This window comes from Phytobacter massiliensis JC163 (assembly GCF_000321045.1).
Classification (GTDB): Bacteria; Pseudomonadota; Gammaproteobacteria; order Enterobacterales; family Enterobacteriaceae; genus Phytobacter_A; species Phytobacter_A massiliensis.
Map to the genome: position 1 here is coordinate 751,684 of NZ_HE578946.1, position 25,504 is coordinate 777,187.

At 57.8% G+C, this 25,504-nt stretch carries 23 protein-coding genes; 16 read left to right on the plus strand and 7 right to left on the minus strand.

The window, feature by feature from the left end; genetic code table 11:
- The 4 genes from ENTHG_RS13965 to ENTHG_RS13980 form a co-directional block, all read left to right on the plus strand.
- On the plus strand, positions 1 to 4,618 hold a 4,618-nt coding region (locus tag ENTHG_RS13965; protein ID WP_237567487.1), incomplete at its 5' end, for a beta strand repeat-containing protein.
- Positions 4,619 to 4,687: 69 nt separating this feature from the next.
- Complete coding sequence (locus tag ENTHG_RS13970) at positions 4,688 to 6,028, plus strand: TolC family outer membrane protein (RefSeq protein ID WP_044180595.1); 1,341 nt, start codon at positions 4,688 to 4,690, stop codon at positions 6,026 to 6,028.
- A 22-nt stretch (positions 6,029 to 6,050) separates the two neighbouring features.
- Entirely contained in the window at positions 6,051 to 8,183 is a 2,133-nt protein-coding gene (locus ENTHG_RS13975; RefSeq protein ID WP_044180596.1) for a type I secretion system permease/ATPase, read from the plus strand.
- Positions 8,184 to 8,193: 10 nt separating this feature from the next.
- Entirely contained in the window at positions 8,194 to 9,363 is a 1,170-nt protein-coding gene (locus ENTHG_RS13980; protein WP_044180597.1) for a beta-barrel domain-containing protein, read from the plus strand.
- A 151-nt stretch (positions 9,364 to 9,514) separates the two neighbouring features.
- On the opposite strand, the gene smpB is transcribed toward ENTHG_RS13980, so the two are convergent.
- Positions 9,515 to 9,997: an SsrA-binding protein SmpB gene (smpB, locus tag ENTHG_RS13985; protein ID WP_044180598.1), complete on the minus strand. Its 483-nt coding sequence runs from the start codon at positions 9,995 to 9,997 to the stop codon at positions 9,515 to 9,517.
- A gap of 158 nt (positions 9,998 to 10,155) precedes the next feature.
- On the opposite strand from smpB, the gene ENTHG_RS13990 reads away from it, so the two are divergent.
- Complete coding sequence (locus ENTHG_RS13990; protein ID WP_044180599.1) at positions 10,156 to 10,593, plus strand: type II toxin-antitoxin system RatA family toxin; 438 nt, start codon at positions 10,156 to 10,158, stop codon at positions 10,591 to 10,593.
- Entirely contained in the window at positions 10,583 to 10,879 is a 297-nt protein-coding gene (locus tag ENTHG_RS13995; RefSeq protein ID WP_044180600.1) for an RnfH family protein, read from the plus strand. Before ENTHG_RS13990 ends, ENTHG_RS13995 begins: the two co-directional genes overlap by 11 nt.
- 5 nt (positions 10,880 to 10,884) lie before the next feature.
- Here ENTHG_RS13995 and ENTHG_RS14000 read toward each other — a convergent pair whose 3' ends face one another.
- The 4 genes from ENTHG_RS14000 to nadK all read right to left on the minus strand — a co-directional run bounded on the left by ENTHG_RS14000 (position 10,885) and on the right by nadK (position 14,573).
- On the minus strand, positions 10,885 to 11,394 hold the full coding sequence (locus ENTHG_RS14000) for a ClbS/DfsB family four-helix bundle protein (protein WP_044180601.1): 510 nt from the start codon (positions 11,392 to 11,394) through the stop codon (positions 10,885 to 10,887).
- A 62-nt stretch (positions 11,395 to 11,456) separates the two neighbouring features.
- Positions 11,457 to 11,798 carry an outer membrane protein assembly factor BamE gene (gene bamE / locus ENTHG_RS14005; protein ID WP_044180603.1) on the minus strand — a complete coding sequence of 114 codons (342 nt, stop codon included), beginning with the start codon at positions 11,796 to 11,798 and terminating at the stop codon, positions 11,457 to 11,459.
- A gap of 148 nt (positions 11,799 to 11,946) precedes the next feature.
- Positions 11,947 to 13,608, minus strand: a complete 1,662-nt coding sequence (recN, locus tag ENTHG_RS14015; RefSeq protein WP_044180604.1) for a DNA repair protein RecN — start codon at positions 13,606 to 13,608, stop codon at positions 11,947 to 11,949.
- Positions 13,609 to 13,694: 86 nt separating this feature from the next.
- Positions 13,695 to 14,573, minus strand: a complete 879-nt coding sequence (gene nadK, locus ENTHG_RS14020) for an NAD(+) kinase (RefSeq protein WP_044180605.1) — start codon at positions 14,571 to 14,573, stop codon at positions 13,695 to 13,697.
- Between the two features lie 122 nt (positions 14,574 to 14,695).
- On the opposite strand from nadK, the gene grpE reads away from it, so the two are divergent.
- The gene (gene grpE / locus ENTHG_RS14025; RefSeq protein WP_044180606.1) at positions 14,696 to 15,289 is read left to right on the plus strand and encodes a nucleotide exchange factor GrpE; all 594 of its coding nucleotides are present in this window, start codon (positions 14,696 to 14,698) and stop codon (positions 15,287 to 15,289) included.
- A gap of 53 nt (positions 15,290 to 15,342) precedes the next feature.
- On the opposite strand, the gene ENTHG_RS14030 is transcribed toward grpE, so the two are convergent.
- Together ENTHG_RS14030 and ENTHG_RS14035 are read right to left on the minus strand one after the other, a co-directional pair.
- Complete coding sequence (locus ENTHG_RS14030) at positions 15,343 to 16,629, minus strand: HlyC/CorC family transporter (RefSeq protein WP_044180611.1); 1,287 nt, start codon at positions 16,627 to 16,629, stop codon at positions 15,343 to 15,345.
- 12 nt (positions 16,630 to 16,641) lie between these two features.
- Positions 16,642 to 17,430, minus strand: a complete 789-nt coding sequence (locus tag ENTHG_RS14035) for a cytochrome C assembly family protein (RefSeq protein ID WP_044180613.1) — start codon at positions 17,428 to 17,430, stop codon at positions 16,642 to 16,644.
- A 173-nt stretch (positions 17,431 to 17,603) separates the two neighbouring features.
- Between ENTHG_RS14035 and ffh the strand changes: the two genes are divergently transcribed.
- From ffh to tyrA, 9 genes are all read left to right on the plus strand, one after another.
- Positions 17,604 to 18,965, plus strand: coding sequence for a signal recognition particle protein (gene ffh, locus ENTHG_RS14040; protein ID WP_044180615.1), 1,362 nt, complete (start codon positions 17,604 to 17,606; stop codon positions 18,963 to 18,965).
- Between the two features lie 253 nt (positions 18,966 to 19,218).
- Positions 19,219 to 19,467, plus strand: a complete 249-nt coding sequence (rpsP, locus tag ENTHG_RS14045) for a 30S ribosomal protein S16 (protein WP_044180617.1) — start codon at positions 19,219 to 19,221, stop codon at positions 19,465 to 19,467.
- Positions 19,468 to 19,485: 18 nt separating this feature from the next.
- Positions 19,486 to 20,034 carry a ribosome maturation factor RimM gene (gene rimM, locus ENTHG_RS14050; RefSeq protein ID WP_044180619.1) on the plus strand — a complete coding sequence of 183 codons (549 nt, stop codon included), beginning with the start codon at positions 19,486 to 19,488 and terminating at the stop codon, positions 20,032 to 20,034.
- Between the two features lie 44 nt (positions 20,035 to 20,078).
- Positions 20,079 to 20,846 (plus strand): tRNA (guanosine(37)-N1)-methyltransferase TrmD, encoded by a 768-nt coding sequence (trmD, locus tag ENTHG_RS14055; protein WP_044180620.1) that lies wholly within the window; start codon positions 20,079 to 20,081, stop codon positions 20,844 to 20,846.
- Between the two features lie 41 nt (positions 20,847 to 20,887).
- On the plus strand, positions 20,888 to 21,235 hold the full coding sequence (gene rplS / locus ENTHG_RS14060) for a 50S ribosomal protein L19 (protein WP_012134695.1): 348 nt from the start codon (positions 20,888 to 20,890) through the stop codon (positions 21,233 to 21,235).
- Positions 21,236 to 21,369: 134 nt separating this feature from the next.
- Positions 21,370 to 21,765, plus strand: a complete 396-nt coding sequence (locus ENTHG_RS14065) for a DUF2946 domain-containing protein (RefSeq protein ID WP_044180623.1) — start codon at positions 21,370 to 21,372, stop codon at positions 21,763 to 21,765.
- Positions 21,766 to 21,824: 59 nt separating this feature from the next.
- Positions 21,825 to 23,177: a PepSY-associated TM helix domain-containing protein gene (locus ENTHG_RS14070; RefSeq protein ID WP_044180624.1), complete on the plus strand. Its 1,353-nt coding sequence runs from the start codon at positions 21,825 to 21,827 to the stop codon at positions 23,175 to 23,177.
- Positions 23,178 to 23,381: 204 nt separating this feature from the next.
- Complete coding sequence (aroF, locus tag ENTHG_RS14075) at positions 23,382 to 24,452, plus strand: 3-deoxy-7-phosphoheptulonate synthase AroF (RefSeq protein WP_044180626.1); 1,071 nt, start codon at positions 23,382 to 23,384, stop codon at positions 24,450 to 24,452.
- Positions 24,453 to 24,461: 9 nt separating this feature from the next.
- A partial coding sequence (tyrA, locus tag ENTHG_RS14080) for a bifunctional chorismate mutase/prephenate dehydrogenase (protein ID WP_044180627.1) occupies positions 24,462 to 25,504 on the plus strand: 1,043 nt, incomplete at its 3' end.

Genomic DNA, 25,504 nt, shown 5'->3' on the forward strand with positions numbered 1-25,504 from the left:
CACCGCCAGCAATATGCAGGCGGGGGACATTGTTCGCGTCACCTTTACCGGCGATGCGGGCGGCGGCGCGGCGCGCACTTTCGATGCCATCGTACAGCCGAACGGCAGCTGGTCGTTGCAGGTCTCCCCTGCGGATATGGCGACCCTGCAGCCGGGTACGGTGACGGTTGAAGGCATCGACCGGGCCGGGAACGTGGGCGCTGCCACTAACGTTACCAGTCTTACTATCGATCTCACCCCGCCTGACTACGCGGTTATTCTCGACCAGGTGGGCGGCGATAACTTCGTTAACGCCAGCGAGGTGATTAACGGTGCGGTGACCATCACCGGCCATACCCTTAACCTCGCAGGACAGGAGATAACCCTGACCCTGACCCCGGACGGCGGCACGGCGGTACTGCTGACCACGCTGACCGTGGGAACGGATGGCACCTGGAGCTACAGCGTGCCGCAGGCGCAGCTGCCGGATGGCACCTACACGCTGCTTGCCCAGAGCGTTAGCCAGCCTACGGCAACGGCGGGTTCGCAGACCTTTACCATCGATACCATCACGCCGACGCTGACAATTAATCCGTTTACCGGCGACAGCACGTTGAATGCCGATGAGCAGGCAACAGCGCAGCTGATTACCGGTACGTCGGATGCCGAAGGCAGTACGGTGGTGGTGACGTTGAACGGCAACACCTACTTCGGCCAGGTCTCCGGCGGAAACTGGTCCGTGCAGGTGCCGCAGGCGGATGTGGCCTCCCTCAACGGCAGTAGTTACACCATCCAGGCGGTTATCCGCGATGCGGCGGGTAACCAGAACACCCAGACCCAGGACATCACCGTCGATACCGCCTCGCCGCTGCTGCAGGTGGATGCGCTCAGTGTTCCTGCGGTGCTGAATACCGTTAACGCGGCGGCGGGCCTGCTGGTACAAGGGCAGGGCGACCCCGGCAACGACGTGACCATCAACGTGGGGCCGCTGAGCTGGACCACCACCGTTGATGAGAACGGCAACTGGAGCTACCGCTTCCCGCAGCTGGATCTGAGCACCCTGACCGATGGCCCGCAGGTTATCAGCATCACGTCGCAGGATGACGCTGGCAACGTCTCCACTAACAAGGTGTCGCTCAACGTCGCGCTGAATAAATCCCTGGGCGTGGTGATTGACCAGGTGTTCAACGACGGCATTCTTAACGTGGCGGAGTCGCTGGTAACGCAAACCCTCACCGGGCGGGTGAACGGCGACTATCGCGGGGCGAAGGTGTCGCTGACCATTGCCGGTGCGGATCTGACTATCAACGATCTGCTGATAGGCGCGGACGGCTCCTACTCCTTCCAGCTGCCGCCTTCCATCTGGCAGGGGTTAATTAACCAGACGCTCACCGCCCGTGTGGATGTGGTCGACGCCAACGGTAACACCCGCTATGAGACGGTTGATTTTGACCTGGCCCTGACCGACCTGCCCATCGTTGGCGACGTGCTGGTGGCGGCGGATAACGTTATTAACCGCGCCGAAAGTACCGTCGATCAGGTGATTACCGGTACGGTCAGCAACCTCGCGGACGTAACAGGCGTGGTGGTCAACTTTGGTGGACGTGCGGTGAATGCGGCGCTGACGGCAGTGGGCGACGGCACCGGTAAGTGGGTGGCGACGCTGCCTGCGGCTATCCTGAGCACCCTGCCGGATGGCCAGGCGACGGTGGGCATCGCCATTACCGATAAGTTCGGTAATGTGGTGAACACCAATGCTTCGATCAATGTGGCGAGTAATGTCCTGCCGGTGATTTCTCTCGATCCGCTGTTCGGCAACGGCACTCTCAGCCTGGCAGACCTGGCCAACAACGTGGTGCCGGTGATTAGCGGCACCGCCACCGGGCTTGCCGGGCAGACCCTTACCGTACAGCTGAGCGGCCAGCCAGCGCTGACCACCAACGTAGACGGCACAGGCCGCTGGTCGGTGGATCTCTCCTCGATTACCGATGCGCTGCGCACGCTGGGTACGTGCAATCTCTCTCTTGCAATCACCGCAAGCGATCAATACGGCAACCCGGCCACCCAGACCGGCCTGCTCAAGCTTGATCTGGTCGCGCCGGTGGTGAGCAATGTGGTGGCCTTTGGCGACGGCCTGCTGAGCGCCGCTGATGCGCTGCTAACCCAGACCATTACCGGGCTGGTAAGTAACGCGCCGCTGGGCTCCACCGTCGAAGTACAGATCGGCGCGAAAACCTTCGCCGGAACCGTGGGGGTAGACGGCGCGTTCACCATCAACCTCGCGCCGTCCAGCCTGACAGGGCTGCTCGATGGCGTCTTTACCCCGCAGGTCAGGGTCGTCACGCCAGAGGGTAACGTAGGCACCGGCGTCGGGGCGGATGTCCGCGTCGGCCTTGCCAACCTGCCGTCGGTGGTCATCGACTCGCTGTTTGGCAATGACGGCTGGCTTAACAAGGCGGAAACCGGGCTGGCGCAGACCATCTCCGGTACCGTAACGGGGCTGACGGACGGCACGGTCACGGTAACCGTAGGCAATACGCCCTATCAGGTGCCGGTGAGTAATGGCACCTGGACCCTGCAACTCCCGGCAGGCGCGCTGGCATCCGTCGCCGATGGCGCGCTGAATGTGACCGCCAGCGTCGTTGACAGCGTGGGCAACGTGGTGAACAGCAGCCAGACAGTGAATGCCATTGTACAGGCGGTGCCTTCCCTTAGCGTTGGCCCGCTGTTCGGTAACGGCACCCTGGACCTGGCGGACCTGTTAACCAATCCGCTGCTCTCCGGTACCAGTTCCAACCTGGCGGCGGGGACGCTGATTGATGTCAAAGTGGGGCCGCTTTCTCTTACCGCCACCGTAGGGGCGAACGGCGCGTGGCAGCTGGCTATTCCGGCGCTCTCCCTGCAGGGGCTCACCGATGGCGCGAATGTTTTGCAGGTGAGCGCCACGGCAAGGGATGCGGCAGGTAACGTTGCCACCACCTCGCAGCTGGCGAACGTGGCGATCCAGGCGCCGCCGGTTCTCTCTATCACCTCGCTGTTTGGCGATGGCGGACTGAGCCTGGCGGATCTCAGCGTTGACCAGAGAATCAGCGGCACCAGCCAGAATGCGGCGGGTTCCGTGCTGACGGTGACGCTGGGTACGAAGAGCTATAACACCACGGTGGCCGCAGACGGCAGCTGGAATGTGACCGTGCCGAAGGCCGACCTCAGCCTGCTTGGCGATGGTCAGCCTGCGGTCAGCGTGTCGGTGAAAAACGCCGCGGGCAACACCGCCACCACCAGTGGCCTGCTGGATGTCATCACCCACAACCTGCCGACCGTCACCCTTAACCCGCTGTTTGGCGGCGACGGATTGCTGAACATCAGTGAAGCCGCTTCCGGCCAGCTGATTAGCGGCAAGATCACCGGCGTGGCCAGCGGCGCGAAAGTGGTCGTCACCGTTGGCGGCGTGCAGCTTAACGCTAACGTGGGCGATGATGGCACCTGGAGCACCACCGTTAACAACAACATCCTGCAAAGCCTGACCTCCGGGGCGGCCAAAGTGGGGGTTGCGGTGACGGACCGGGTTGGCAACACCACCGCGACTGCCGTTGACGTTGGGGTGAAACTGACCCAGCCGACCCTGTCGCTGGTGCCGTTGACGGCGGGTGGATTGCTGGACCTGGTGGGCGGTGTAGTCGGCGGTGTGCTGGGGCCGGTGCTGGGCACCTCGAAATACCTCACCCTGCGCGGGACTTCAACCAACCTGGAGCAGGGGTCGACGGTCAATATCAACCTGCTCAATACCGTTAACGCGACGGCCAAAACCGCGGCGGACGGTAGCTGGTCAGCTCAGGTACTGTTGACCGTGGATCTGCTGGCTATTCTGTCGCTCTCTACCGTGGTCCACCTCTCTGCGGCGGATACGGCGGGCAACATGGCTTATCTGAACGTCGGCCTGGGCGGCGGCGGGGCGACCACAACCCCGCCGACCTCCACCCTTGCGGCAGAAGCGAACAGCTTCTCGCTGCTGGCGGCAAGCGCGGTGGAATCATCTGACTCCGCAAACGCGGCTCAGCCCGAAAGCAATGACACGACCACCGTGCATACCGCCGCGGCGGCAACCGTGGAGAGCACGACGACCAGCGCCACGTCTGAGCCTGTCACCGTCGGCTCTTATTCCATTGGCGGCCTGAGCATTGACCTGGCGGACGGCACGCACCAGAGCGGTGACAGCGTTCAGGGCGGCAGCGGTAACGACACCATTCACCTGTCGACGCTGGGCTTTACCCAGATCGACGGCGGTGCCGGCACCGACACCCTGGCGCTGGATGGTATCAACCTGATCCTCAACCTGATAGATGCCACCACCAGGGTCCAGCATATCGAAATCATCGATCTCGGTAAGTCCGGGACCAATGGCGTGACGCTGGATCTGCATGAGGCGCTCACTATCACCGACAAACCCGAGGACGACCTGCTGATCAAAGGCAGCACGGGCGACCAGGTGACCCTGAAACAGGGGGCAAATGATATCTGGGCGGTCAGCGGGCAACGGGAAGTGGATGGCGTGCAGTTCGATATCTATCACAACAGTTCGCAGAGCAATACCCTCGGCGACGTGCTGATCCAGCATGGTTTGCACGTCAACGTGGCTTAACGACAAAAGGGAGGCCTCAGGGAGGAGGCCAGAACAAAATATCACCACGGGCAACCCAAAGGTGGATGAATGAACAAAAGAGCGTGGCGCGCGTTGCTACTGGTGTTGCCGGGAATCTGTGCGGTCCCGGTTTATGGAGAGTCACAATATGACTGGCAGGCTGCGCCCAGCGAGCAGCTCCAGGCGCAGTTGTCCATTAAGGAGGCGATTCTGCGGGCCTTTGCCCGTAACCCGAAAATCGCCCAGGCGTCGGCGCAAATTCGCGTCGGCAAGGCAAATTTAGAGGAGGCGCAAAGCGCCTGGTTTCCCCAGGTTTCACTGCAGGGCAACGTGGGGCGCTCCCACCGTACCGACTCCGCCGGTTCGCTGAATAATAACGGCTCCGGTGGCGTCACCCTTAAACAGCTTCTGTATGATTTTGGTAAAACCGGCAGCAGCATCGACGAACAGCATAATTTGTCCGATGCCTACCGCTACGATCTCTATAGCACCCTCAATGAGGTAGGGATGCAGACCCTGCAGGCCTATCTGCAGGTTAAACGCTACCAGGCGCTCTCTCTGGCGGCTGAAAACAACATCAAATCCCTGAAAAGCGTGCAGGAGATGGCCGATCTGCGCGCGGAGGCGGGGCTGAGTTCCCAGTCCGACGTCCTGCAGGCGCAGTCCCGTATCGCCTCGCTGAACGCCACCCTGGCCCAGTACGAAGCGCAAAAGCGCTCGGCCCAGGCGGCGCTTAGCGTCCTGACCGGCGTAGTCTCCGACCGCCTGCCTGACCTGCCTGATTCACTGATGAAACAAAAAATCACCCTCGCTTCGCTGCCCTATGAGCGCAACAACGCCGTGCGCAGCGCCCAGGCTAAACAGCTGGCGGCGCAGGAGCGGATTCGTCAGGCGCAGGCGCAGCATTGGCCGACCGTCTCGGTACAGGCCGGGCGGACGCGTTATGAAAACGACAACAGCAGCTACTGGGACGATCAGGTTCAACTGGTGGTGGATGCGCCGGTCTATCAGGGCGGCGCCGTTAGCGCCAGGGTCGATGCGGCAGAGGGCGACCGGGCCAGCGCCCAGGCGGTGGTAGAGGCCAGCAAACTGGACATCAACCAGCGCGCCTCTACCGCGTGGGCCGATTTAACCGGCGCGCAGCAGCGGCAGCAGGCGGGCGAGGCGCAGTTCCTCAGCGCCGACCGCGCGCGCGGCGTCTATCGGGACGAATATCGACTGAGCAAACGCAGCCTGAACGATCTCCTGAGCATTGAGCAGGATGTGTTCCAGGCCGAGAGCTCATCGATCGTCGCCCGCTATGACGCCTGGGACGCCGCCGTTCGCTATGCCGCGGCGGCGGACAATTTACTGGATATGCTGGGCATTGAGCGCAGTCGTACTGTGGGTGACGATCTCCCCGCACTTTAAGCGCTTACGCGCAGGAGCTGTCATGCAAGAGCCGGATACCGAAAGCTGGATTAACGTAATGGTTCGCGCGGCGGGGCGATTTGGCCTGCCCGCGGACGCCCCCGCCGTGCGCCAACAGATGCGCTGGTTCGAAACCCTGCCGCTGGCCTCGCGGCTGGAGCGGTTAAGTGGCCTGATGGGGTTACAGGTGCGGGTGGTGCCGCTTAAAAACATACGCTGGAGCCCACAGAACTTACCGGTCATCGTGCAGCTTGAAACGGGCGAACTGATGCTGTTGGAGGCGCTGGACGCTGACGGGCTGGTCTCGTACTGGCTTAGCGACGGCGGCGATCTGGTGCGCGAGGAGCCGCTGGAAGCGCTGCTTACCCGCGTCAAGCCCGAGGCGGTGATGTTAGGTATCGCCGCGCGCGGGCGCGATGCGCGCGTGGACGATTTTACCCGCCCCTGGGAGGCGCACTGGTTCTGGCGGCACTTCCGCCATACCGGGCGCAAACTTACCGAGATAGCCCTCGCGTCCGTCACCAGCAACGTGCTGGCGCTGGGGGGCATACTCTTCTCCATGCAGGTTTATGACCGGGTGATTCCCGCCCAGTCGTATCCGACGCTATGGGTGCTGTTTTTCGGCGTGCTGATGGCGGCGGCGTTTGAGTTTTTTATCCGCCTGTCGCGTACCCATGTCTCTGACATTATGGGGAAGCACATCGACCTGAAGGTCTCGTCGCTCTTTTTCGCCAGAGCACTGGCGATTAAAAACGACGCGCGGCCAAAATCCACCGGATCGTTTATTTCCCAGCTGCGTGAAATCGATCAGGTGCGGGAGCTGCTCACCTCTACCACCGTCGGCGCGGCGATGGATATCCCCTTTGTGCTGCTGTTTCTGGCCATTATGGCGCTGGTGGGCGGGCCGCTGGTGGCTATCCCGCTTATCGCCATTCCGCTGATCGTTATCCCCGGCCTGCTGGTGCAGTGGCCGATGGCGAAGCTGGCGAAAGAGGGGATGCGCGAAAGCGCCATCCGCAACGCCGTTCTGGTGGAGTCCATTGAAGGGGTGGAGGATATCAAGGCGCTGCAGGCAGAGCCTTACTTCCAGCGGCAGTGGGAGCACACCCATGCGGTGGGGGCCAATATCGGTATGAAACAGCGCGTCTGGGGCGCGCGCCTTAGCGGCTGGGCCTCGACGGTGCAGCAGATCACCTACGCCGGGATGCTGGTCTACGGCACCTTTCTGGTGCTTGATGGGGCGATTACCACCGGTACGCTGGTCGCCTGTAGTCTGCTCTCATCGCGCACTATCGCGCCGCTGATGCAGCTCACCATGGTCTTTTCCCGCTGGCAGCATGCCAAAACGGCGATGACCGGCTTAAACGATTTGCTAAAAAAACCGCTTGATAAAGAGGCGGATAAAAAGATGGCCCACTGCCCGGTACTGGCGGGCCATTTTCAGCTCCAGCAGGTGCACTACAGCTATGACGTGGAAAAGGGCGAGCAGGCGTTAAACATCGGAGAGCTGGAGATCAAACCCGGCGAGCGGGTGGCGATTCTGGGTAAAACCGGCGCCGGAAAATCGACGCTGCTGAAACTGCTCTCCGGCCAGGCGCAGGCCAGCAAAGGCAAGGTGATCATCGATGGCGTTGATATGGCCCATATCGACCCGGTAGATGTGCGCCGCCAGGTGGGCTACCTGTCGCAGGACTCACGGCTCTTTTTCGGCACCCTGCGCCAGAACCTGATGCTTGGTCATCCTCACGCCACGGAGGCGGAGCTGATTCAGGCGCTGCGTATCAGCGGGGCGATCGGCATGATCCAGCAGGATGCCGCCAGCCTGGACCGTCTGATCAACGAAGGGGGGCGGGGGCTTTCCGGCGGACAACGGCAGATGGTGCTGCTCAGTCGATTGATCGTGCGTAACCCGCAGATCGTCCTGCTGGACGAGCCCACCGCCTCTATGGACGAACAGCTGGAAGGCTGGGTGATCCGTCAGCTCCAGCAGTGGCTGACCGGACGCACGCTGGTGCTGGTGACCCACCGTCCGGCGCTGCTTAATCTTGTCGACCGGATCGTGGTGATGGAGAACGGCAAAGTGGTCGCGGACGGACCGCGGGATACGCTGCTGCAACAGGCGGCGCGGAACAGTAACGTGGCATCGGTCGCCTGAGGAGCCAGTCATGAGCCAACTTTCTATGCAGGACGATCTGGCGCGCCAGGGACGCTTCTACTCCTCGGTTATCTGGCTGACGCTTATCGCGCTGTTCGCTTTTATTGGTTGGGCGGCGTGGGCCATTCTCGACGAAGTGACCGTCGGTACCGGCAAAATCACTCCCTCAACCCATGCGCAGGTCATTGAAAGCCTTGACGGCGGTATCGTCAGCGCGCTGATGGTTAAAGAAGGGGACATCGTTGAGCGCGGCCAGATGCTGGCGCGCCTCGACCCGACCCGTTTTCAATCTAACTACGGCGAGGCGGCGGCGCGGGCGAGGGCGCTGCGGGCCTCCAGCGAGCGGTTACGGTCCGAACTGACGGGAGAGCCGCTGCGCTTTAGCGCCGAATCACTGCGCGAACCCGACCTGGTAGCGCGCGAGCGGCAGCTGTACGAGTCGCGCCGACGCAATCTTAACGAGACGGTGGCGAACCTGCAAAAAGCGCTACAGCTGGTCAATGCGGAGCTGAAAATGACCCAGCCGCTGGTGGCCAAAGGGGCGGCAAGCGACGTGGAAGTGATTCGTCTGCAGCGCCAGGCCGCCGAACTGAAAGGGAAGATTGACGAGGCGCGTAACCAGTTTGCCGTGCGGGCGCGCGAAGAACAGGTGAAAAATAACGCCGACCTCGACGCCCAATTGCAGGTGATGGCGGGCAAGGCGGATCAGCTCGCTCGCGCGACGCTCTTCTCCCCGGTGCGGGGGATCGTGAAGGATATCCAGGTTACCACCGTCGGCGGCGTACTGCAGCCGGGCGGAAAGCTAATGGAGATTGTGCCGCTGGAAGATCAGCTGCTGGTGGAGACGCGCATCAACCCGCGCGACATCGCCTATATTCGTCCGGGCCTACCGGCGACGGTTAAGGTCACCGCCTACGACTCATCCATCTATGGGGATTTAAAGGGGACGGTGGAAGTGGTGTCGCCGGACACGTTACAGGATGAAGTGCGCCGCGATCAGTTTTACTACCGGGTGTATGTGCGTACCAAAAGCGCGGAGCTGGAAAACCGTAACGGTAAGCGTTTCCCTATCTTGCCGGGCATGGTGGCGAACGTAGAGATTAAGACGGGACAGAAATCGGTGCTCGACTATCTCATCAAGCCGCTTAACAAGGTGAATGAAGCATTGAGAGAGCGCTAAACGGCCCATCAGGGCTATTTTTGAACCCGGGCAGGGCAATCCTCACGTACTGCGCGTACGCGGCGGTTTTTGCGCGCTGCCCTGGTCCAGACTGCCTGCGTCAATAACGCCTGATGGAGCAGGCGTGAGTGTGGCCGCTGCCGTCCGGCTATTAACGGCCCGCGTTTTTCATAATGCGGGCTTTATCGAGCTGCCATTCACGCTCTTTCAGGTCGGAACGCTTGTCGTGCTGTTTCTTACCTTTCGCCACCCCGATTTTGACTTTGCACCAGGCGTTTTTCCAGTACAGAGAGAGGGCGACGACGGTGTAGCCTTCGCGGTTCACGCGACCGTAGAGATTGTCCAGCTCGCGCTGGTTGAGCAGCAGTTTACGGGTGCGTGTCGGGTCGCAGACGTAGTGGCTTGACGCAACGGCCAGCGGCGTGAAGTTAGCGCCAAACAGGTACGCTTCGCCATCTTTGAGAATAACGTAGCTGTCGCCAATGTTGGCTTTACCCGCGCGTAAGGATTTTACCTCCCAGCCCTGCAAAGACAGCCCGGCTTCAAACTCATCTTCGATGAAGTATTCATGGCGGGCGCGCTTGTTCAGCGCAATGGTGGCGGAGCCAGGTTTATGTACTTTTTTCTTGGTCATAAGTGTCGTAAAGCCGTCGGTAATCAGTTATCCAAAAATGACCTCATTGCATCCTGTGAGGCTCAACGCGTTATCTTAGCACGAGTTCAGGCGTAGCGTTTTCCTTTCATCCGGTGGAAATGTTATTATTTAGTAATTGTTCGAATGCAGGAATCACTATGCCTCAGATTAGCCGGACTGCGCTGGTGCCTTACAGCGCGGAGCAAATGTACCAGTTGGTAAATGATGTTAAATCGTACCCGGAGTTTCTGCCCGGATGTACCGGCAGCCGCGTGCTCGAGTCGGGGCCGACGCAGATGACCGCGGCGGTAGACGTATCGAAAGCGGGGATCAGCAAAACCTTTACCACCCGTAACACGTTGACCGCTAACCAAACGATTCTGATGCACCTGGTGGACGGCCCGTTCAAAAAATTGATGGGCGGCTGGAAGTTTACCCCGCTTGCGCCTGACGCCTGCCGCATCGAGTTCAATCTCGATTTCGAGTTTACCAACAAGCTTATTGAACTGGCCTTTGGCCGCATCTTTAAAGAGCTGGCATCTAATATGGTGCAGGCGTTTACCCACCGTGCGAAAGAGGTTTACAGTGCCGGGTAAAATCGCGGTGGAAGTGGCCTACGCACTGCCGGAAAAGCAGTATTTACAGCGGGTGACCCTGGAAGAGGGGGCGACTATCGAACAGGCGATTATCGCCTCTGGCCTGCTGGAGCTGCGCACGGATATCGATCTTGCTAAAAACAAGGTGGGTATCTACAGCCGCCCCGCCAAACTGCACGACCCGGTTGCCGATGGCGACCGGGTTGAGATCTATCGCCCGCTGATTGCCGACCCGAAAGAGCTGCGCAGACAGCGCGCGGAGAAGGCGGCAAAGAAAGAGTCTTAGAACGTTCAGGCCAGGCTTTTGAGTAATTTGGTAAGCCTGCCGCTGGCATTTTTATAGGGCGACGCGCTGTTGAACTGAATCATTCGCCCGCGAGTCCATTTCCCATACCAGGGTTTGTGATAGAGCTCGTCGTCACTGTAGCGCTCAACCAGAGCAATTAACTGGCGCTGGTTCTCTTCAAGGCTGGCGATGAACTCTGCCCAGCAATTGATGCAGGCATAGTCGGCGTAATATTTTTGCGCCAGTTTGCCCAGCTCGTTCCACTTATAGCCTTCCGCCGGAAAAGCAATCGTTTCCCCGGCGGCTTCCTGAGCGTGCCAGTAAAGCACCTGATTTCCCCAGCCAATCAGGTAGCTAACCAACTGCGCAGCACTTATTGTGCTTCCCGCGCAGTGGCCTTCAATCAGGGGGTCAAAGGCTTTTTCTGCGGGCAACTGGGCGAGCTTTTTGCTCAATACGTCGGCGTTCTTTCGCATTGCTGCCAGAAGGGCGTCTTTACTTTCGGGAATGGCCATACGTTTCTCCCTGAAAAGAAAACGGCGCCCTGGGGCGCCATTTCAGATTACCGATAAACGTTTCATTCTTTGGTCAGTGCGGGCTTGTTATCAATATTGGTCAACACGCCGTTGCTGTTAAAGGTCAGGGTCAGGGTTTGTTGCGTCACCCCTTCGTGCCCCGGCTGCTGACGGAACACATAGAACCAGGTGTTAGTGCCGAACGGGTCGGTCATCATCGGGGTACCCAGTGCGTATGCAACCTGCTGTTGCGTCATCCCTACACGGATTTTTGAAACGTCATTGGGAGCCAGGTAGTTCCCCTGATTGATATCAGGACGGTAAACCACTCGCTCCAGAGTGGAACAGCCTGCGGTCAACATCAGTAGAACCGCTGCGGCAGCAGTCAGCATTTTACAGCGCATATTGGTTTGATTCCTTTTCGGGCCCGAACAGTACGTGGCTCATGTGTAATGTGCCGATAATAATAGACCTTTGGCCAGTTTAAAACCTTTGCGACCTGGCCGAAGGGCGAATTTATCGTGTACTGAGACTCTGCGTATGGCAAAAAGTTTAGGCGGCCAGCAGCTCTTTCGCGTTCGCCAGCGTATTTCGGGTCACTTCGCTGCCGCCGAGCAGGCGGGCTAGCTCCTGCAGCCGCGCACGTTTATCCAGCGGCTGCATATGCGTTTCGGTCATTGCGCCATCGGTCTCTTTGCTGACAAAGAAGTGATGATGGCCGCAACCGGCTACCTGCGGCAGGTGGGTGACGCACATGACCTGCGTTGATTCGCCAAGCTGACGCAGCAGTTTTCCTACTACCGCCGCTGTCGGGCCGCTGATGCCCACGTCCACTTCATCGAAGATCAGCGCCGGGGTTTCCATTTTCCGCGCCGTAATCACCTGAATCGCCAGCGCAATACGCGACAGCTCACCGCCGGAGGCGACTTTAGAGATAGCCTGCAGTGGCTGGCCTGGGTTAGTCGTGACGCGAAACTCAATGCGATCGGCCCCGTCTGCCGTCAGGTTATGCTCATCGAAATGAACATCGATATCGAACAGGCCGTGCGGCATGGAGAGGGTATGCATGCTATCGGTAATCAGCCCGCCCAGCTCGCGGGCATAGTGGACGCGCTGAGCATGCAGCTGGCGCGCGGTAGCCAGCGCCTGCTGATGATGTTTTTCCACTGCCAGGCTCAGGGTTTCCTGAGAATCGGCCTGGTCGTCAAGCTGCTGCTGCTCATCAAGCAGCGACTGATGGAACTGCGGCAGCGCCTCGGGGCTAACATGGTGCTTGCGCGCCAGCGAAATCTGCTTCGAAATCCGCTGCTCCAGCTCGAAGAGACGGTTAGGGTCGAGGTCCAGCTTATCGCAGTAGTGGCGCAGCTCATCGCTGGCCTCGCTCAGCTGAATGGCCGCCTCCTCCAGCATATCCAGCACGCCGGAGAGGCTGGCATCCATTCCCGCCAGTTCGCCCACCAGCTGACGGGCGGTGTAGAGCTGGCTCTGCAAGTTCGCCTCGTCGCCATCCGCCAGCAGGTTCAGCGCGTGCTGGCTGGTGGAGAGCAGCTGCCCGCTATTCGCCAGGCGCTTGTACTCTTCATCGATCTGTTCGAATTCCCCCGGCTGCGGATGAAATTCATTCAGCTCTTTGAGCTGGTAATGCAGCAGTTCCGCCCGCGCCGCGCGCTCCTGGCTAAGCTGCTGGTGCTGCGCCAGTTCACGGCAGCTGGCGTTCCATAAACGATAGTGCTCGCGCATCTGCTGAGTAAGGGCATACTCACCGGCATAGCCGTCCAGCAGGGTTTTCTGATGGTCTGATTTGGTTAACAGCTGATGGGCGTGCTGGCCGTGGATTTGAATCAGAAGCTGGCCCAGCTCGCGAAGCTGCGACAGCGGGACGGCCGTGCCGTTGATAAAGCCGCGGGAGCGGCCATCGCTGCTGATAACGCGGCGAAGTAAGCACTCACGCCCCTCTTCAAGCTGATTCTCTTCCAGCCAGCGTAGCGCGGCGGGCGTGTCGGAAAGGGAGAAGCGGGCGCATAAATCGGCGCGCGCGGCCCCTGCCCGCACCATGTCAGCCTCAGCCCGACCGCCGAGGCACAGCCCGAGCGCGTCGATGGCAATGGATTTGCCCGCGCCCGTTTCGCCGGTGATGGCCGTCATTCCGCTGAGGAAATCGATCTCAAGCTCACGAACAATCGCAAAATTGCTGATGGTCAATTGTGCCAACATGGTGACTTTCCTGTATGAAAAACCATAACTGTAATTAAATACAGTATAAACTGGTTTTATATCCAGTAAAGAGCTGGCAACGGTTTTCAGAACAATTTTTTCGACCAGCCGAGCTTTGAGCTTAACGTATTGAAATAACTGTAATCTTTAGGGTGTATCAGGTTGAGGTGATAGTCGCAGCGACGAATCAGCACATCCTCGCCTTCCTGAATCGGCAGGGCGATTTGGCTATCGCAGCTTACTTCCAGATCGCTGCGGCGGTTCGAAAAACGCAGGCGAATGGTGCTGCTGCTGTTGATAACCAGCGGTCGGGCAGAAAGCGTGTGCGGAAACATCGGCACCAGGGTGATAGCGTCCAGGGAAGGGGTGAGGATAGGCCCCCCTGCGGAAAGCGAGTAAGCGGTTGAGCCAGTCGGCGTGGAGATAATCAGACCGTCCGAACGCTGGGAAAAGGCGAAAATTTCGTCTATATAAACTTCAAACTCGATCATATGGGCAACTTTGCCCGGATGGAGCACTACTTCATTAATGGCGGTGCTGATGCGCTTCTGGCAATCCTGCTGGCAGACCTGCACTTCCAGCAGAAAGCGTTTTTCGGCGATGTAGTGCCCTTCCAGCACGTCCGCCAGCTGCTGCTGGGCGTTGTCCGGATCGAGGTCGGTTAAAAAGCCGAGGTTGCCGCGGTTGATGCCGATGACTTTAATGTCATAGCGGGCAAGGGTGCGGGCGGCCCCCAGCATATTGCCGTCGCCGCCGACCACGACGGCGAGATCCGCCTGCTGGCCAATTTCTGCCAGCGTGCCGGTGCGAACATTGTTAAGCTCTAATTCCTGAGCAATCTGTTGCTCGACAATGACGTCGTACCCTTTAGCGCAAAGCCAGCGATAAAGCATTTCATGTGTTGTCAGCGCGGTAGGGTGGCGTGGGTGACCGACAATACCAATACACTTGAAATGTTGAGTCATTTTCTGGTGGTCCTTGTGCCAAATGAATGATGACAATCTGTCGCGTTCCCTTGAAACCCGGAAACTGATCCCCATAATAAGCGAAGTTAGCGAGATGAATGCGAGAAAACGCGGAGAAATTCATGAGTAGTAAAGAACAGAAAACGCCTGACGGGCAAGCCCCGGAAGAAATTATCATGGATCAGCATGAAGAAGTTGAGGCAGTTGAACCAGACGCTTCTGCTGAGCAGGTGGATCCGCGCGATGAGAAGATAGCCAACCTCGAAGCGCAACTGACCGAAGCGCAGACCCGTGAACGTGACGGTATCCTGCGTGTAAAAGCAGAAATGGAGAACCTGCGCCGCCGTACCGAACTGGACGTTGAAAAAGCGCATAAGTTCGCGCTGGAGAAATTCATCAACGAACTGCTGCCGGTTATCGATAGCCTCGATCGCGCGCTGGAAGTCGCGGACCGTAACAACGCCGAGATGGCGCCGATGGTTGAAGGTATCGAACTGACGCTGAAATCAATGCTGGATGTGGTGAAGAAGTTCGGCGTGGAAGTGGTTGCCGATACCAACGTTCCGCTGGACCCGAACGTGCATCAGGCTATTGCGATGGTCGAGTCAGAAGAGGTGACGCCGGGCAACGTGTTGGGCGTGATGCAAAAAGGCTTTACCCTCAATGGCCGTACTATTCGCGCAGCGATGGTGACGGTGGCGAAAGCGAAGGGTTAATTCGCTATCAGCAGGGCCGGGAAAGCTTACGCGAACCCGGCCTTTTCTTGTCGTTACTCCGTCACGCTTTCGCGCAGGGATTTCACGGGAATCACCCGCACCTGCTTAATCATATTTTCCTGCACGTCGAGAATATCAATATCGTACTGGCCGATGCGTACCCGGGTGCCGGCGGCGGGGATCTCTTCCAGCGCCTCCAGCAACATGCCGTTAATGGTCCGCGCCTCCTCTTCCGGTAACTGCCAGTTAAAGGCTTTGTTAAGCTCACGAACGTTGGCGCTGCCGTCGATAATCACCGAGCCGTCGTTTTGCGGCGTTACCTCTTCGGCAAGGGACGGAGACATGGAGGTAGTAAAGTCGCCGACAATCTCTTCCAGAATGTCCTCAACGGTGATAAGCCCCTGGATATCGCCGTACTCGTTAACCACCAGCCCGACCTTCTTCTTATTACGCTGAAACTTCACCAGCTGGACGCTGAGCGGCGTGCCTTCGGGTACGTAATAGATCTCATCGGCGGCGCGCAGCATCACCTCTTTAGTGAACTCTTTTTTCTCGGTCATCAGGCGGTACGCCTCGCGCACCCGCAGCATACTGATGGTGTCGTCCAGCGAGTCGCGATAGAGCACAATGCGGCCATGCGGCGAGTGGGTGAGCTGGCGGACAATCGACTTCCAGTCGTCGTTGATATCAATCCCGACGATATCGTTGCGTGGTACCATGATGTCGTTAACGCTGACCTTTTCCAGGTCCAGCACCGACAGCAGCATATCCTGATTGCGCCGGGAGATTTGCGAGCGCGATTCGTTCACGATCGTGCGCAGCTCCTCTTTGCTGAGCGCGCCGCTGACGACCACATCGGCCTTGATGCCAATCATGCGCATCAGGATGCGGGTTACGCTATTCAGCAGCCAGACCAGCGGCATCATGATTATCTGTAACGGCGCCAGCAGCACGCTGCTGGGGAAGGCGACTTTCTCGGGATAGAGCGCGGCGATGGTCTTCGGCAACACTTCCGCAAAGACCAGCACGACGAAGGTAAGCACGCCGGTGGCGATAGCGACCCCGGCGTTGCCATACAGCCGCATACCGACAATGGTGCCGAGGGCAGAAGCAAGAATATTGACCAGGTTGTTGCCGATAAGCACCAGGCTTATCAGGCGATCCGGTTTACGCAGCAGCTTTTCAACGCGCTTTGCGCTACGGTTGCCCTGCTTGGCGAGATGGCGCAGGCGATAACGGTTGACGGTCATCATGCCGGTTTCGGAACCGGAGAAGTACGCCGATATCACCACCATGATGATCAGGATGACGATCAGCGTTGTGGTGGAAATGTGTTCCAGGGGGAACTCCTTTTAACTTAAGAGATGTTGCAGAACCCGGCTGCCAAAATAAGCGAGCGTTAACAGGCCCGCGCCCGCCACGTTAAACCAGACGACGCGACGACCGCGCCACCCTTCATGGTAGTGGCCCCACAGTAAAACGATATAGACAAACCAGGCGATAATCGACAGTACGGCTTTGTCGATATTTTCCATGCTAAAGAGGTTTTGCAGATAGAACAGACCGGTGCATAAGGTCAGGGTCAGCAGTACCACGCCGATTTGCGTAATGTGAAACATCTTACGCTCAATACTCATCAACGGCGGCATTTCACTGCTAAACGCCAGCTTTTTATTCTTTAGCTGATAGTCAATCCATGCCAGCTGCAGCGCGTACATGGCGGCGATAATCAGCGTGGCGTAAGAAAAGAGCGACAGCCCGATATGCACCATCATGCCCGGCGTGGTCTCCAGATGAGTGATGTACTCATTGGGGACAAAAATGGCAAAAGCGAGGTTGATCAGCGCAAAAGTATAGACGATGGGCAGCAGCAGCCAGCCGCGATTTTTGGAGGCGACGATCGTCATCACCGTGCAGATCATCAGGCTCACCAGCGAACCAACATTCAGCAGGCTTAAGTTCTGGCCGCCGTCGCCGGGGAAGATACGCTCTTTCAGCGTGAAGCCGTGGCAAATGAGCGCGACAACCGCCGATAAAATCGCCATGCGCCGCCAGCCGCTGTTTTTCACGAGCAGACCGGGAACGATCAGAGCAAGACTGATGGAGTAAGCAGCAAGGGAAATCAGGGCGAACACGGGCATAGTGGCGTCGACAGTTGACCGAAAGAAAATTGAAAGGAAAGCAGTATAACGTTACGCGCCCCTGGCTCCAACCGTTGCATCACATACATCGCGAATGTCTTCATGATATACTGAGGCAAATTTCTGTTATGCGTCGCCCTGGCGGCCCAACGTTTTACCTCAGGCGAGAGACAATGTTTGATAATTTAACCGATCGTTTGTCGCGCACGCTGCGCAATATCAGTGGTCGTGGACGCCTCACTGAAGACAACATTAAAGAGACGCTGCGCGAAGTGCGCATGGCGCTGCTGGAGGCGGATGTCGCCCTACCGGTAGTGCGCGACTTTATCAATCGCGTAAAAGAAAAAGCGGTTGGTCATGAAGTTAACAAGAGCCTGACCCCGGGTCAGGAGTTCGTCAAAATCGTCCGTAACGAACTGGTTTCGGCGATGGGCGAAGAGAATCAGGTACTGAACCTTGCCGCCCAGCCGCCAGCGGTAGTACTGATGGCGGGCCTGCAGGGTGCCGGTAAAACCACCAGCGTCGGTAAACTGGGTAAGTTCCTGCGCGAGAAGCACAAGAAGAAAGTGCTGGTGGTTTCTGCCGACGTCTATCGCCCGGCGGCGATCAAACAGCTCGAAACGCTGGCGCAGCAGGTTGGGGTGGATTTCTTCCCCTCTGACGTGGCGCAGAAGCCGGTCGATATCGTTAACGCCGCGCTGAAAGAGGCGAAGCTTCGCTTTTATGACGTGCTGCTGGTGGATACCGCCGGTCGTCTGCACGTTGATGAAGCGATGATGGACGAAATCAAACAGGTTCATGCTGCTATTAACCCGGTAGAAACCCTGTTTGTTGTCGATGCCATGACCGGTCAGGATGCGGCAAATACCGCGAAGGCGTTTAATGAAGCGCTGCCGCTGACCGGCGTCGTGCTAACCAAAGTGGACGGCGACGCCCGTGGCGGTGCGGCGCTCTCTATTCGCCATATTACCGGCAAGCCGATCAAATTCTTAGGCGTCGGCGAAAAAACCGAGGCGCTGGAGCCGTTCCACCCGGATCGTATTGCCTCACGTATTCTCGGCATGGGTGACGTGCTGTCGCTGATTGAGGATATTGAGAGCAAGGTCGATCGCGCGCAGGCGGAGAAATTAGCCAGCAAGCTGAAGAAAGGCGACGGCTTTGACCTGAACGACTTCCTTGAGCAGCTTAAGCAGATGAAAAACATGGGCGGCATGGCCAGCCTGATGGGCAAGCTGCCGGGCATGGGCCAGATTCCGGACAACGTGAAATCGCAAATGGACGATAAGGTTCTGGTGCGCATGGAGGCCATCATCAATTCGATGACGCTGAAAGAGCGCGCGAAGCCGGAAATCATCAAAGGCTCCCGCAAACGCCGCATCGCCCAGGGCTGCGGGATGCAGGTGCAGGACGTTAACCGCCTGCTGAAACAGTTCGACGACATGCAGCGCATGATGAAGAAGATGAAGAAAGGCGGGATGGCGAAGATGATGCGGAGTATGAAGGGGATGATGCCCCCAGGCTTCCCTGGCCGCTGATCTTTACTGGCCTGGCTTGTTTGCCATTTCGGCACCGGGGTGTGCTCGCCATCCTCACGTACTACGTGTACGCTCCGGTGGCTGCGCGCACGCCGGCACCGAACTGGCTGCACCGCCGACGGCCTTTTACAGCAGAGTGATTAACTGTTGATTGCAATTTCCCCAGAAATCAGTAAAATTTTCGGGCTTTTAATATGACACCGGGCTCCGTTCCTCGACGGGGCCTGTTGTTTTATTCACTCAAGAGGATGTTATGGTAACTATTCGTTTAGCACGTCACGGCGCTAAAAAGCGTCCGTTCTACCAGGTTGTTGTCACCGACAGCCGTAATGCACGCAACGGTCGCTTCATTGAGCGCGTTGGTTTCTTCAACCCGATCGCCAGCGAAAAAGAAGAAGGCACCCGCCTGGATCTGGATCGCATCGCTCACTGGGTTGGCCAGGGCGCTACCGTTTCCGATCGCGTTGCAATGCTGATCAAAGCAGCAAACAAAGCAGCTTAATCTGTCACGGTGGTCATGATGAGCAAGCAACACGCCGCGCAGAATCCTGTTAATCCGATAGTATTGGGGAAACTCGGTTCTTCTTACGGTATTCGTGGTTGGCTCAGAGTGTTTTCCTCCACCGAAGACGCCGAAAGCATTTTTGACTATCAGCCCTGGTTTATCCAAAAGGCGGGTCAGTGGCAGAGCATTGAGCTGGAAAGCTGGCGCTACCACAATCAGGATATCGTGATTAAGCTGAAAGGCGTTGACGATCGCGATGCCGCGAATCTGCTGACCAATTGTGAAATTGTCGTGGATTCTTCGCAGTTGCCGGAACTGGAAGAGGGTGACTACTACTGGAAAGACCTGATGGGCTGCCAGGTAGTGACCACCGAAGGTTATAGCCTCGGTAAAGTCGTCGATATGATGGAAACCGGGTCTAATGACGTTCTCGTCATCAAGGCAAACCTGAAAGATGCGTTTGGTATCAAGGAACGCCTCGTGCCGTTCCTCGATGGGCAGGTTATCAAGAAAGTCGATCTCGCTACTCAGACCATTGAAGTAGATTGGGATCCTGGTTTTTAAACCACCGGATAAGCGGTAAATAGCGGCGTGATGGGGATTGGCTTGTGTTTATAGGTATTGTTAGCCTGTTTCCTGAAATGTTTCGTGCAATTACCGATTACGGGGTAACTGGCCGGGCAGTAAAAAATGGCCTGCTGAACATCCAGAGCTGGAGTCCTCGTGACTTCGCCCACGACCGGCACCGTACCGTGGACGATCGTCCTTACGGCGGCGGACCGGGGATGTTAATGATGGTGCAACCCTTGCGGGATGCCATTCATGCAGCAAAAGATGCGGCCGGTGAAGGCGCAAAAGTGATTTATCTGTCACCTCAGGGGCGCAAGCTTGATCAAGCAGGCGTCAGCGAACTGGCAGCCAGTGAGAAACTCATTCTGGTATGTGGTCGCTACGAAGGGATAGACGAGCGCGTAATTCAGACCGAAATTGACGAAGAGTGGTCAATCGGCGATTACGTTCTCAGCGGCGGTGAGCTACCCGCAATGACGCTGATTGACTCGGTCGCCCGGTTTATACCGGGAGTGCTGGGGCATGAGGCATCGGCAACAGAAGACTCTTTTGCCGACGGGCTGCTGGATTGTCCGCACTACACCCGACCTGAGTTGTTAGAAGGAATGGAAGTCCCGGCAGTGTTACTGTCAGGCAACCATGCCGAGATACGTCGCTGGCGTCTGAAGCAGTCGCTGGGCCGAACCTGGCTTAGAAGACCTGAACTTCTGGAAAACCTGGCTCTGACTGAAGAGCAAGCAAGGTTGCTGGCGGAGTTCAAAATGGAACACGCGCAACAGCAACATAAACATGATGGGATGGCCTGAGGCCCCCGAATATCAGTTTACCCAGGATAAGAGATTAAATTATGAGCAACATTATTAAGCAACTTGAACAAGAGCAGATGAAGCAGGACGTACCTTCCTTCCGTCCGGGCGATACCGTGGAAGTGAAAGTATGGGTTGTTGAAGGTTCCAAAAAACGTCTGCAGGCATTCGAGGGCGTGGTTATCGCTATTCGTAACCGCGGTCTGCACTCTGCATTCACTGTTCGTAAAATTTCCAACGGCGAAGGCGTTGAGCGTGTCTTCCAGACTCACTCTCCGGTAGTTGACAGCATTGCTGTTAAACGTCGTGGTGCTGTACGTAAAGCTAAACTGTACTACCTGCGTGAGCGTACTGGTAAGGCAGCTCGTATTAAAGAGCGCCTGAACTAAGATTCGCTTAAGCGACATCCTGTTAAGAAGGGCTGGCCCATAGGGGCTGGCCCTTTTTTATTGTTCTGACTCTACAAACTATCTACTTCGCATTAATAAATCGTTTACACTAGGCCCGCTTTAGCGGAGGGCGAGTGGCGAAGAGACAGCAGCAGAACAGACGCACACTGAAAGCGGCCTGGGTCGCTCTGTTCGCGATCCTGCTGATCGTCATCGCGCCGCTGATTTCCGTTGCGCTACAAAAAGATCCCATGAGCGCAATGCCTGGTATGCACCATGAAATGAGCATGCCGGAACACCACGCCATGCCAGCGCCGGAAAGGATGCCCGTCGATCACGCCGAAGCGTGCGGCTATTGCGTTCTGCTGGCTCATGTTCCTGGCGTGATGCTGGCGCTGAGCATACTGCTATGCGTGCTGCTGCAAAGGGTGCGATTCGTACCGCCCCGGCCAGTGGTGCGCTACTGGCACTTTTTCCCCTGGCTTTATCCACAAACCCGCGCGCCGCCGCAGGGGCCTGCTTTTTCCTGACTCAAAACGCGATGTATGCCTTTGCATACCCCTGACTTTTTGCTTTAAAAAAGGAAAGTATGACAACCTGCACTCCGCGCGCGGCATGGGTGAACCTGCTGCGTCGTCTCCATTTCTATATTGGTCTGTTTATCGGGCCGTTTATATTCATCGCTGCGCTCACCGGCACGCTGTACGTCGCCACGCCACAGCTGGAAAGCTGGCTCTATCGTGATGCGTTGACGGGCGAAACCCAGGGGCCGCATGCCTCACTCTCCGCACAAATTGCCGTGGCGAAACAGCTTACCGGCGGGCATCTGTCGTTGATGGCCGTCCGGCCTGCGGCCGTTGTGGGGGAGACAACCCGGGTGATGTTCACCGATCCGCAACTGGGCGAGTCGGAAAACCGGGCGATTTTTGTCGATCCCGTTACCCTGCAAATTAAAGGCGATATGACGGTTTATGGCACCAGCGGCATTCTCCCTCTTCGGCAGTGGATCGATTACGCGCATCGCTCTTTGCTGCTCGGCAACTTCGGGCGCATCTACAGCGAACTGGCGGCATCATGGATGTGGGTCGCTGCGCTGGGCGGCGTGGCGCTATGGTTCGTAACGCGTCCGAAACGACGACTAAATAACCGGCTACAGAAGACGCGCCGCCTGCACGCCGGAACGGGCTGGGTATTACTGGCGGGCATGCTGCTCTTTTCCGCAACCGGGCTTACCTGGTCGCAATGGGCGGGCGCTAACGTGGATAAAATGCGCGCCGCTTTCGGCTGGCTGACGCCGCAGGTGAATACGCTGCTGAACGGAGAAGCGGAAGCGCACGATCCCCATGCGGAGCACGCTATGCAGCATCAGACGATGACCATGCCGAAAATGCAAAGCGATCTGCGCCAGTTTGATAATGTGCTGCACGTTGCCAGAGCATCGGGCATTGGCGCAGACAGGGTGGAAATTCGCCCGCCCCGCGAGCATGGCCGGGCATGGACGGTGACGGAGATCGATCGCCGCTGGCCCACCCGGGTTGACAGCGTCGCCGTAGACGGCGACTCCCTTAAGACTGTCGACAGCGCGCGTTTCGCCGATTTCCCGTTAATGGCAAAGCTGACTCGCTGGGGCGTCGATTTCCATATGGGGGTGCTTTTTGGCCTGCTTAATCAGCTACTACTCATCGCTTTTGGCATCGCCCTGTGTGCGGCTATCGCTTTCGGTTACCGCCTGTGGTGGCTGCGCAGGCCTCAGGGACCTCTGGTCAGCCCGGCGGCGACCCTGAGCGAAGCATGGCGTAATCTGCCGCCCGGCGGGCAGATTTTGTCTTTACTGTTAGCCATAGCATCAGGGCTGGCGCTGCCGCTTATGGGTATTAGCCTGGCGCTCATGCTTGCTTTTGACGTTATGCGCTGGCGGCGGTTACGAAGCGTCGAGGCTTGATAAACGGTAAACAGTGCCGCTGCACTGGCGCGTAAGGGTTATCTGTTCATTTAACTTTACGGATTTTCAGCTGTGCAGCGGAATAAATTGGATGGTGTAACGATAAATGTACGTTATTTGGATTGAAATCTTTACTTGGTATGATAAAGTGGCAACACCTCGCTGAGGAAAACTATCGCAAACGAGCCAGACAGGATCACCATCATGCAAAAAGACGCGCTGAATAACGTACATATTACTGACGAACAGGTTTTGATCACTCCGGATCAGCTGAAAGCGGCATTTCCGCTTACTGCCGCGCAGCAGGCGCAAATTGAACAGTCACGCCAGACCATCTCTGACATTATCGCTGGCCGCGATCCGCGCCTGCTGGTGGTGTGTGGTCCGTGTTCTATTCACGATCCGGAAACCGCGATTGAATATGCTCGTCGATTTAAAGCACTTGCCGAAGAGGTCAGCGATAGCCTCTATCTGGTGATGCGCGTCTATTTTGAAAAACCCCGTACCACCGTTGGCTGGAAAGGGTTGATTAACGATCCGCACATGGACGGTTCGTTTGATGTTGAATCCGGTCTGAAAATCGCCCGCCGCCTGCTGGTTGAACTGGTTAGCATGGGCCTGCCGCTGGCCACCGAAGCGCTCGATCCGAACAGCCCACAGTACCTGGGCGATCTGTTTAGCTGGTCCGCCATCGGCGCGCGTACCACCGAATCCCAGACCCACCGCGAGATGGCTTCCGGGCTTTCTATGCCGGTTGGGTTTAAAAATGGCACCGACGGCAGCCTGGCGACGGCGATCAACGCCATGCGCGCAGCGGCAATGCCGCACCGCTTTGTCGGTATCAATCAGGCAGGCCAGGTTTGCCTACTGCAAACCCGCGGCAACCCAAATGGCCATGTTATTTTGCGCGGCGGAAAAGCGCCTAACTATAGCCCGGCAGATGTCGCCCAGTGTGAAAAAGAGATGGCGCAGGCAGGACTCCGCCCGGCGTTGATGGTAGATTGCAGCCACGGCAATTCAAATAAAGATTACCGCCGCCAGCCTGCTGTGGCTGAGTCGGCCGTTGCGCAGATTAAAGACGGTAACCGTTCGATTATTGGCTTAATGATCGAAAGTAACATCCACGAGGGCAATCAGTCATCTGAGCAGCCGCGTAGTGAAATGAAATACGGTGTCTCCGTCACCGATGCCTGCATCAGTTGGGAAACCACGGAGGCGCTGCTGCGTGAAATCGGCAATGACCTGCGCAGCAGCCTCCCGGCGCGTCTGGCTTAAGAGGGATTTATGGTTGCAGAACTGACCGCATTACGCGATCAAATAGACGAAGTGGACAAGGCGCTGCTGGATTTACTGGCGCGCCGTATGTCGCTGGTGGCCGAGGTTGGCGAAGTCAAAAGTAAATATGGCCTGCCGATCTACGTGCCGGAACGCGAGGCGTCAATGCTGGCGTCGCGTCGCAAGGAAGCGCAGGCGCTGGGCGTATCGCCCGATTTGATTGAAGATGTGCTGCGGCGTGTCATGCGCGAATCCTACTCCAGCGAAAACGACAAAGGCTTCAAGACGCTTTGCCCTTCGCTGCGCCCGGTAGTGATTGTCGGCGGCGGCGGGCAGATGGGGCAGCTGTTTGCCAAAATGCTCACGCTCTCCGGCTACCAGGTGCGTATTCTTGAGAAAGAGGACTGGCCTCAGGCTGCTGAGCTGACCCGCGATGCGGGCATGGTCATCGTCAGCGTGCCTATCCATCTTACCGAGCAGGTTATTGCCCGTCTGCCGACCTTGCCGGACGATTGTATTCTGGTCGATCTGGCGTCGGTGAAGAGCGGCCCGTTACAGGCGATGCTGGCCGCGCATAAGGGGCCGGTTGTCGGGTTGCACCCAATGTTCGGCCCGGACAGTGGTAGCCTTGCCAAGCAGGTGGTCGTCTGGTGCGATGGCCGCCAGCCGGAGGCTTATCAATGGCTGCTGGAGCAGATTCAGGTCTGGGGGGCGCGTCTGCACCGCATCAGCGCGGTCGAACATGACCAGAATATGGCGTTCATTCAGGCGCTACGCCACTTTGCCACCTTTGCCTATGGGTTGCATCTGGCGGAGGAAAACGTGCAGCTTGAACAACTGCTGGCACTCTCTTCGCCTATCTACCGGCTTGAGCTGGCAATGGTAGGCCGACTGTTTGCCCAGGACCCGCAGCTCTACGCTGACATTATCATGTCATCAGAGAATAATCTGGCGCTGATTAAACGTTACTATCAGCGTTTCGGCGAGGCGATTGGCCTGCTGGAACAGGGGGACAAACAGGCGTTCGTTGACAGTTTCCGCAAGGTAGAGCA

What these genes read in the sequence shown, in the direction of transcription:
- ENTHG_RS13970 (WP_044180595.1), top strand. Translation starts at nt 4,688, where the DNA reads ATGAACAAAAGAGCGTGGCGCGCGTTGCTACTGGTGTTGCCGGGAATC.
- ENTHG_RS13975 (WP_044180596.1), top strand. Translation starts at nt 6,051, where the DNA reads ATGCAAGAGCCGGATACCGAAAGCTGGATTAACGTAATGGTTCGCGCG.
- ENTHG_RS13980 (WP_044180597.1), top strand. Translation starts at nt 8,194, where the DNA reads ATGAGCCAACTTTCTATGCAGGACGATCTGGCGCGCCAGGGACGCTTC.
- smpB (WP_044180598.1), bottom strand. Translation starts at nt 9,997, where the DNA reads ATGACCAAGAAAAAAGTACATAAACCTGGCTCCGCCACCATTGCGCTG.
- ENTHG_RS13990 (WP_044180599.1), top strand. Translation starts at nt 10,156, where the DNA reads ATGCCTCAGATTAGCCGGACTGCGCTGGTGCCTTACAGCGCGGAGCAA.
- ENTHG_RS14000 (WP_044180601.1), bottom strand. Translation starts at nt 11,394, where the DNA reads ATGGCCATTCCCGAAAGTAAAGACGCCCTTCTGGCAGCAATGCGAAAG.
- bamE (WP_044180603.1), bottom strand. Translation starts at nt 11,798, where the DNA reads ATGCGCTGTAAAATGCTGACTGCTGCCGCAGCGGTTCTACTGATGTTG.
- recN (WP_044180604.1), bottom strand. Translation starts at nt 13,608, where the DNA reads ATGTTGGCACAATTGACCATCAGCAATTTTGCGATTGTTCGTGAGCTT.
- nadK (WP_044180605.1), bottom strand. Translation starts at nt 14,573, where the DNA reads ATGACTCAACATTTCAAGTGTATTGGTATTGTCGGTCACCCACGCCAC.
- grpE (WP_044180606.1), top strand. Translation starts at nt 14,696, where the DNA reads ATGAGTAGTAAAGAACAGAAAACGCCTGACGGGCAAGCCCCGGAAGAA.
- ENTHG_RS14035 (WP_044180613.1), bottom strand. Translation starts at nt 17,430, where the DNA reads ATGCCCGTGTTCGCCCTGATTTCCCTTGCTGCTTACTCCATCAGTCTT.
- ffh (WP_044180615.1), top strand. Translation starts at nt 17,604, where the DNA reads ATGTTTGATAATTTAACCGATCGTTTGTCGCGCACGCTGCGCAATATC.
- rpsP (WP_044180617.1), top strand. Translation starts at nt 19,219, where the DNA reads ATGGTAACTATTCGTTTAGCACGTCACGGCGCTAAAAAGCGTCCGTTC.
- rimM (WP_044180619.1), top strand. Translation starts at nt 19,486, where the DNA reads ATGAGCAAGCAACACGCCGCGCAGAATCCTGTTAATCCGATAGTATTG.
- rplS (WP_012134695.1), top strand. Translation starts at nt 20,888, where the DNA reads ATGAGCAACATTATTAAGCAACTTGAACAAGAGCAGATGAAGCAGGAC.
- ENTHG_RS14070 (WP_044180624.1), top strand. Translation starts at nt 21,825, where the DNA reads ATGACAACCTGCACTCCGCGCGCGGCATGGGTGAACCTGCTGCGTCGT.
- aroF (WP_044180626.1), top strand. Translation starts at nt 23,382, where the DNA reads ATGCAAAAAGACGCGCTGAATAACGTACATATTACTGACGAACAGGTT.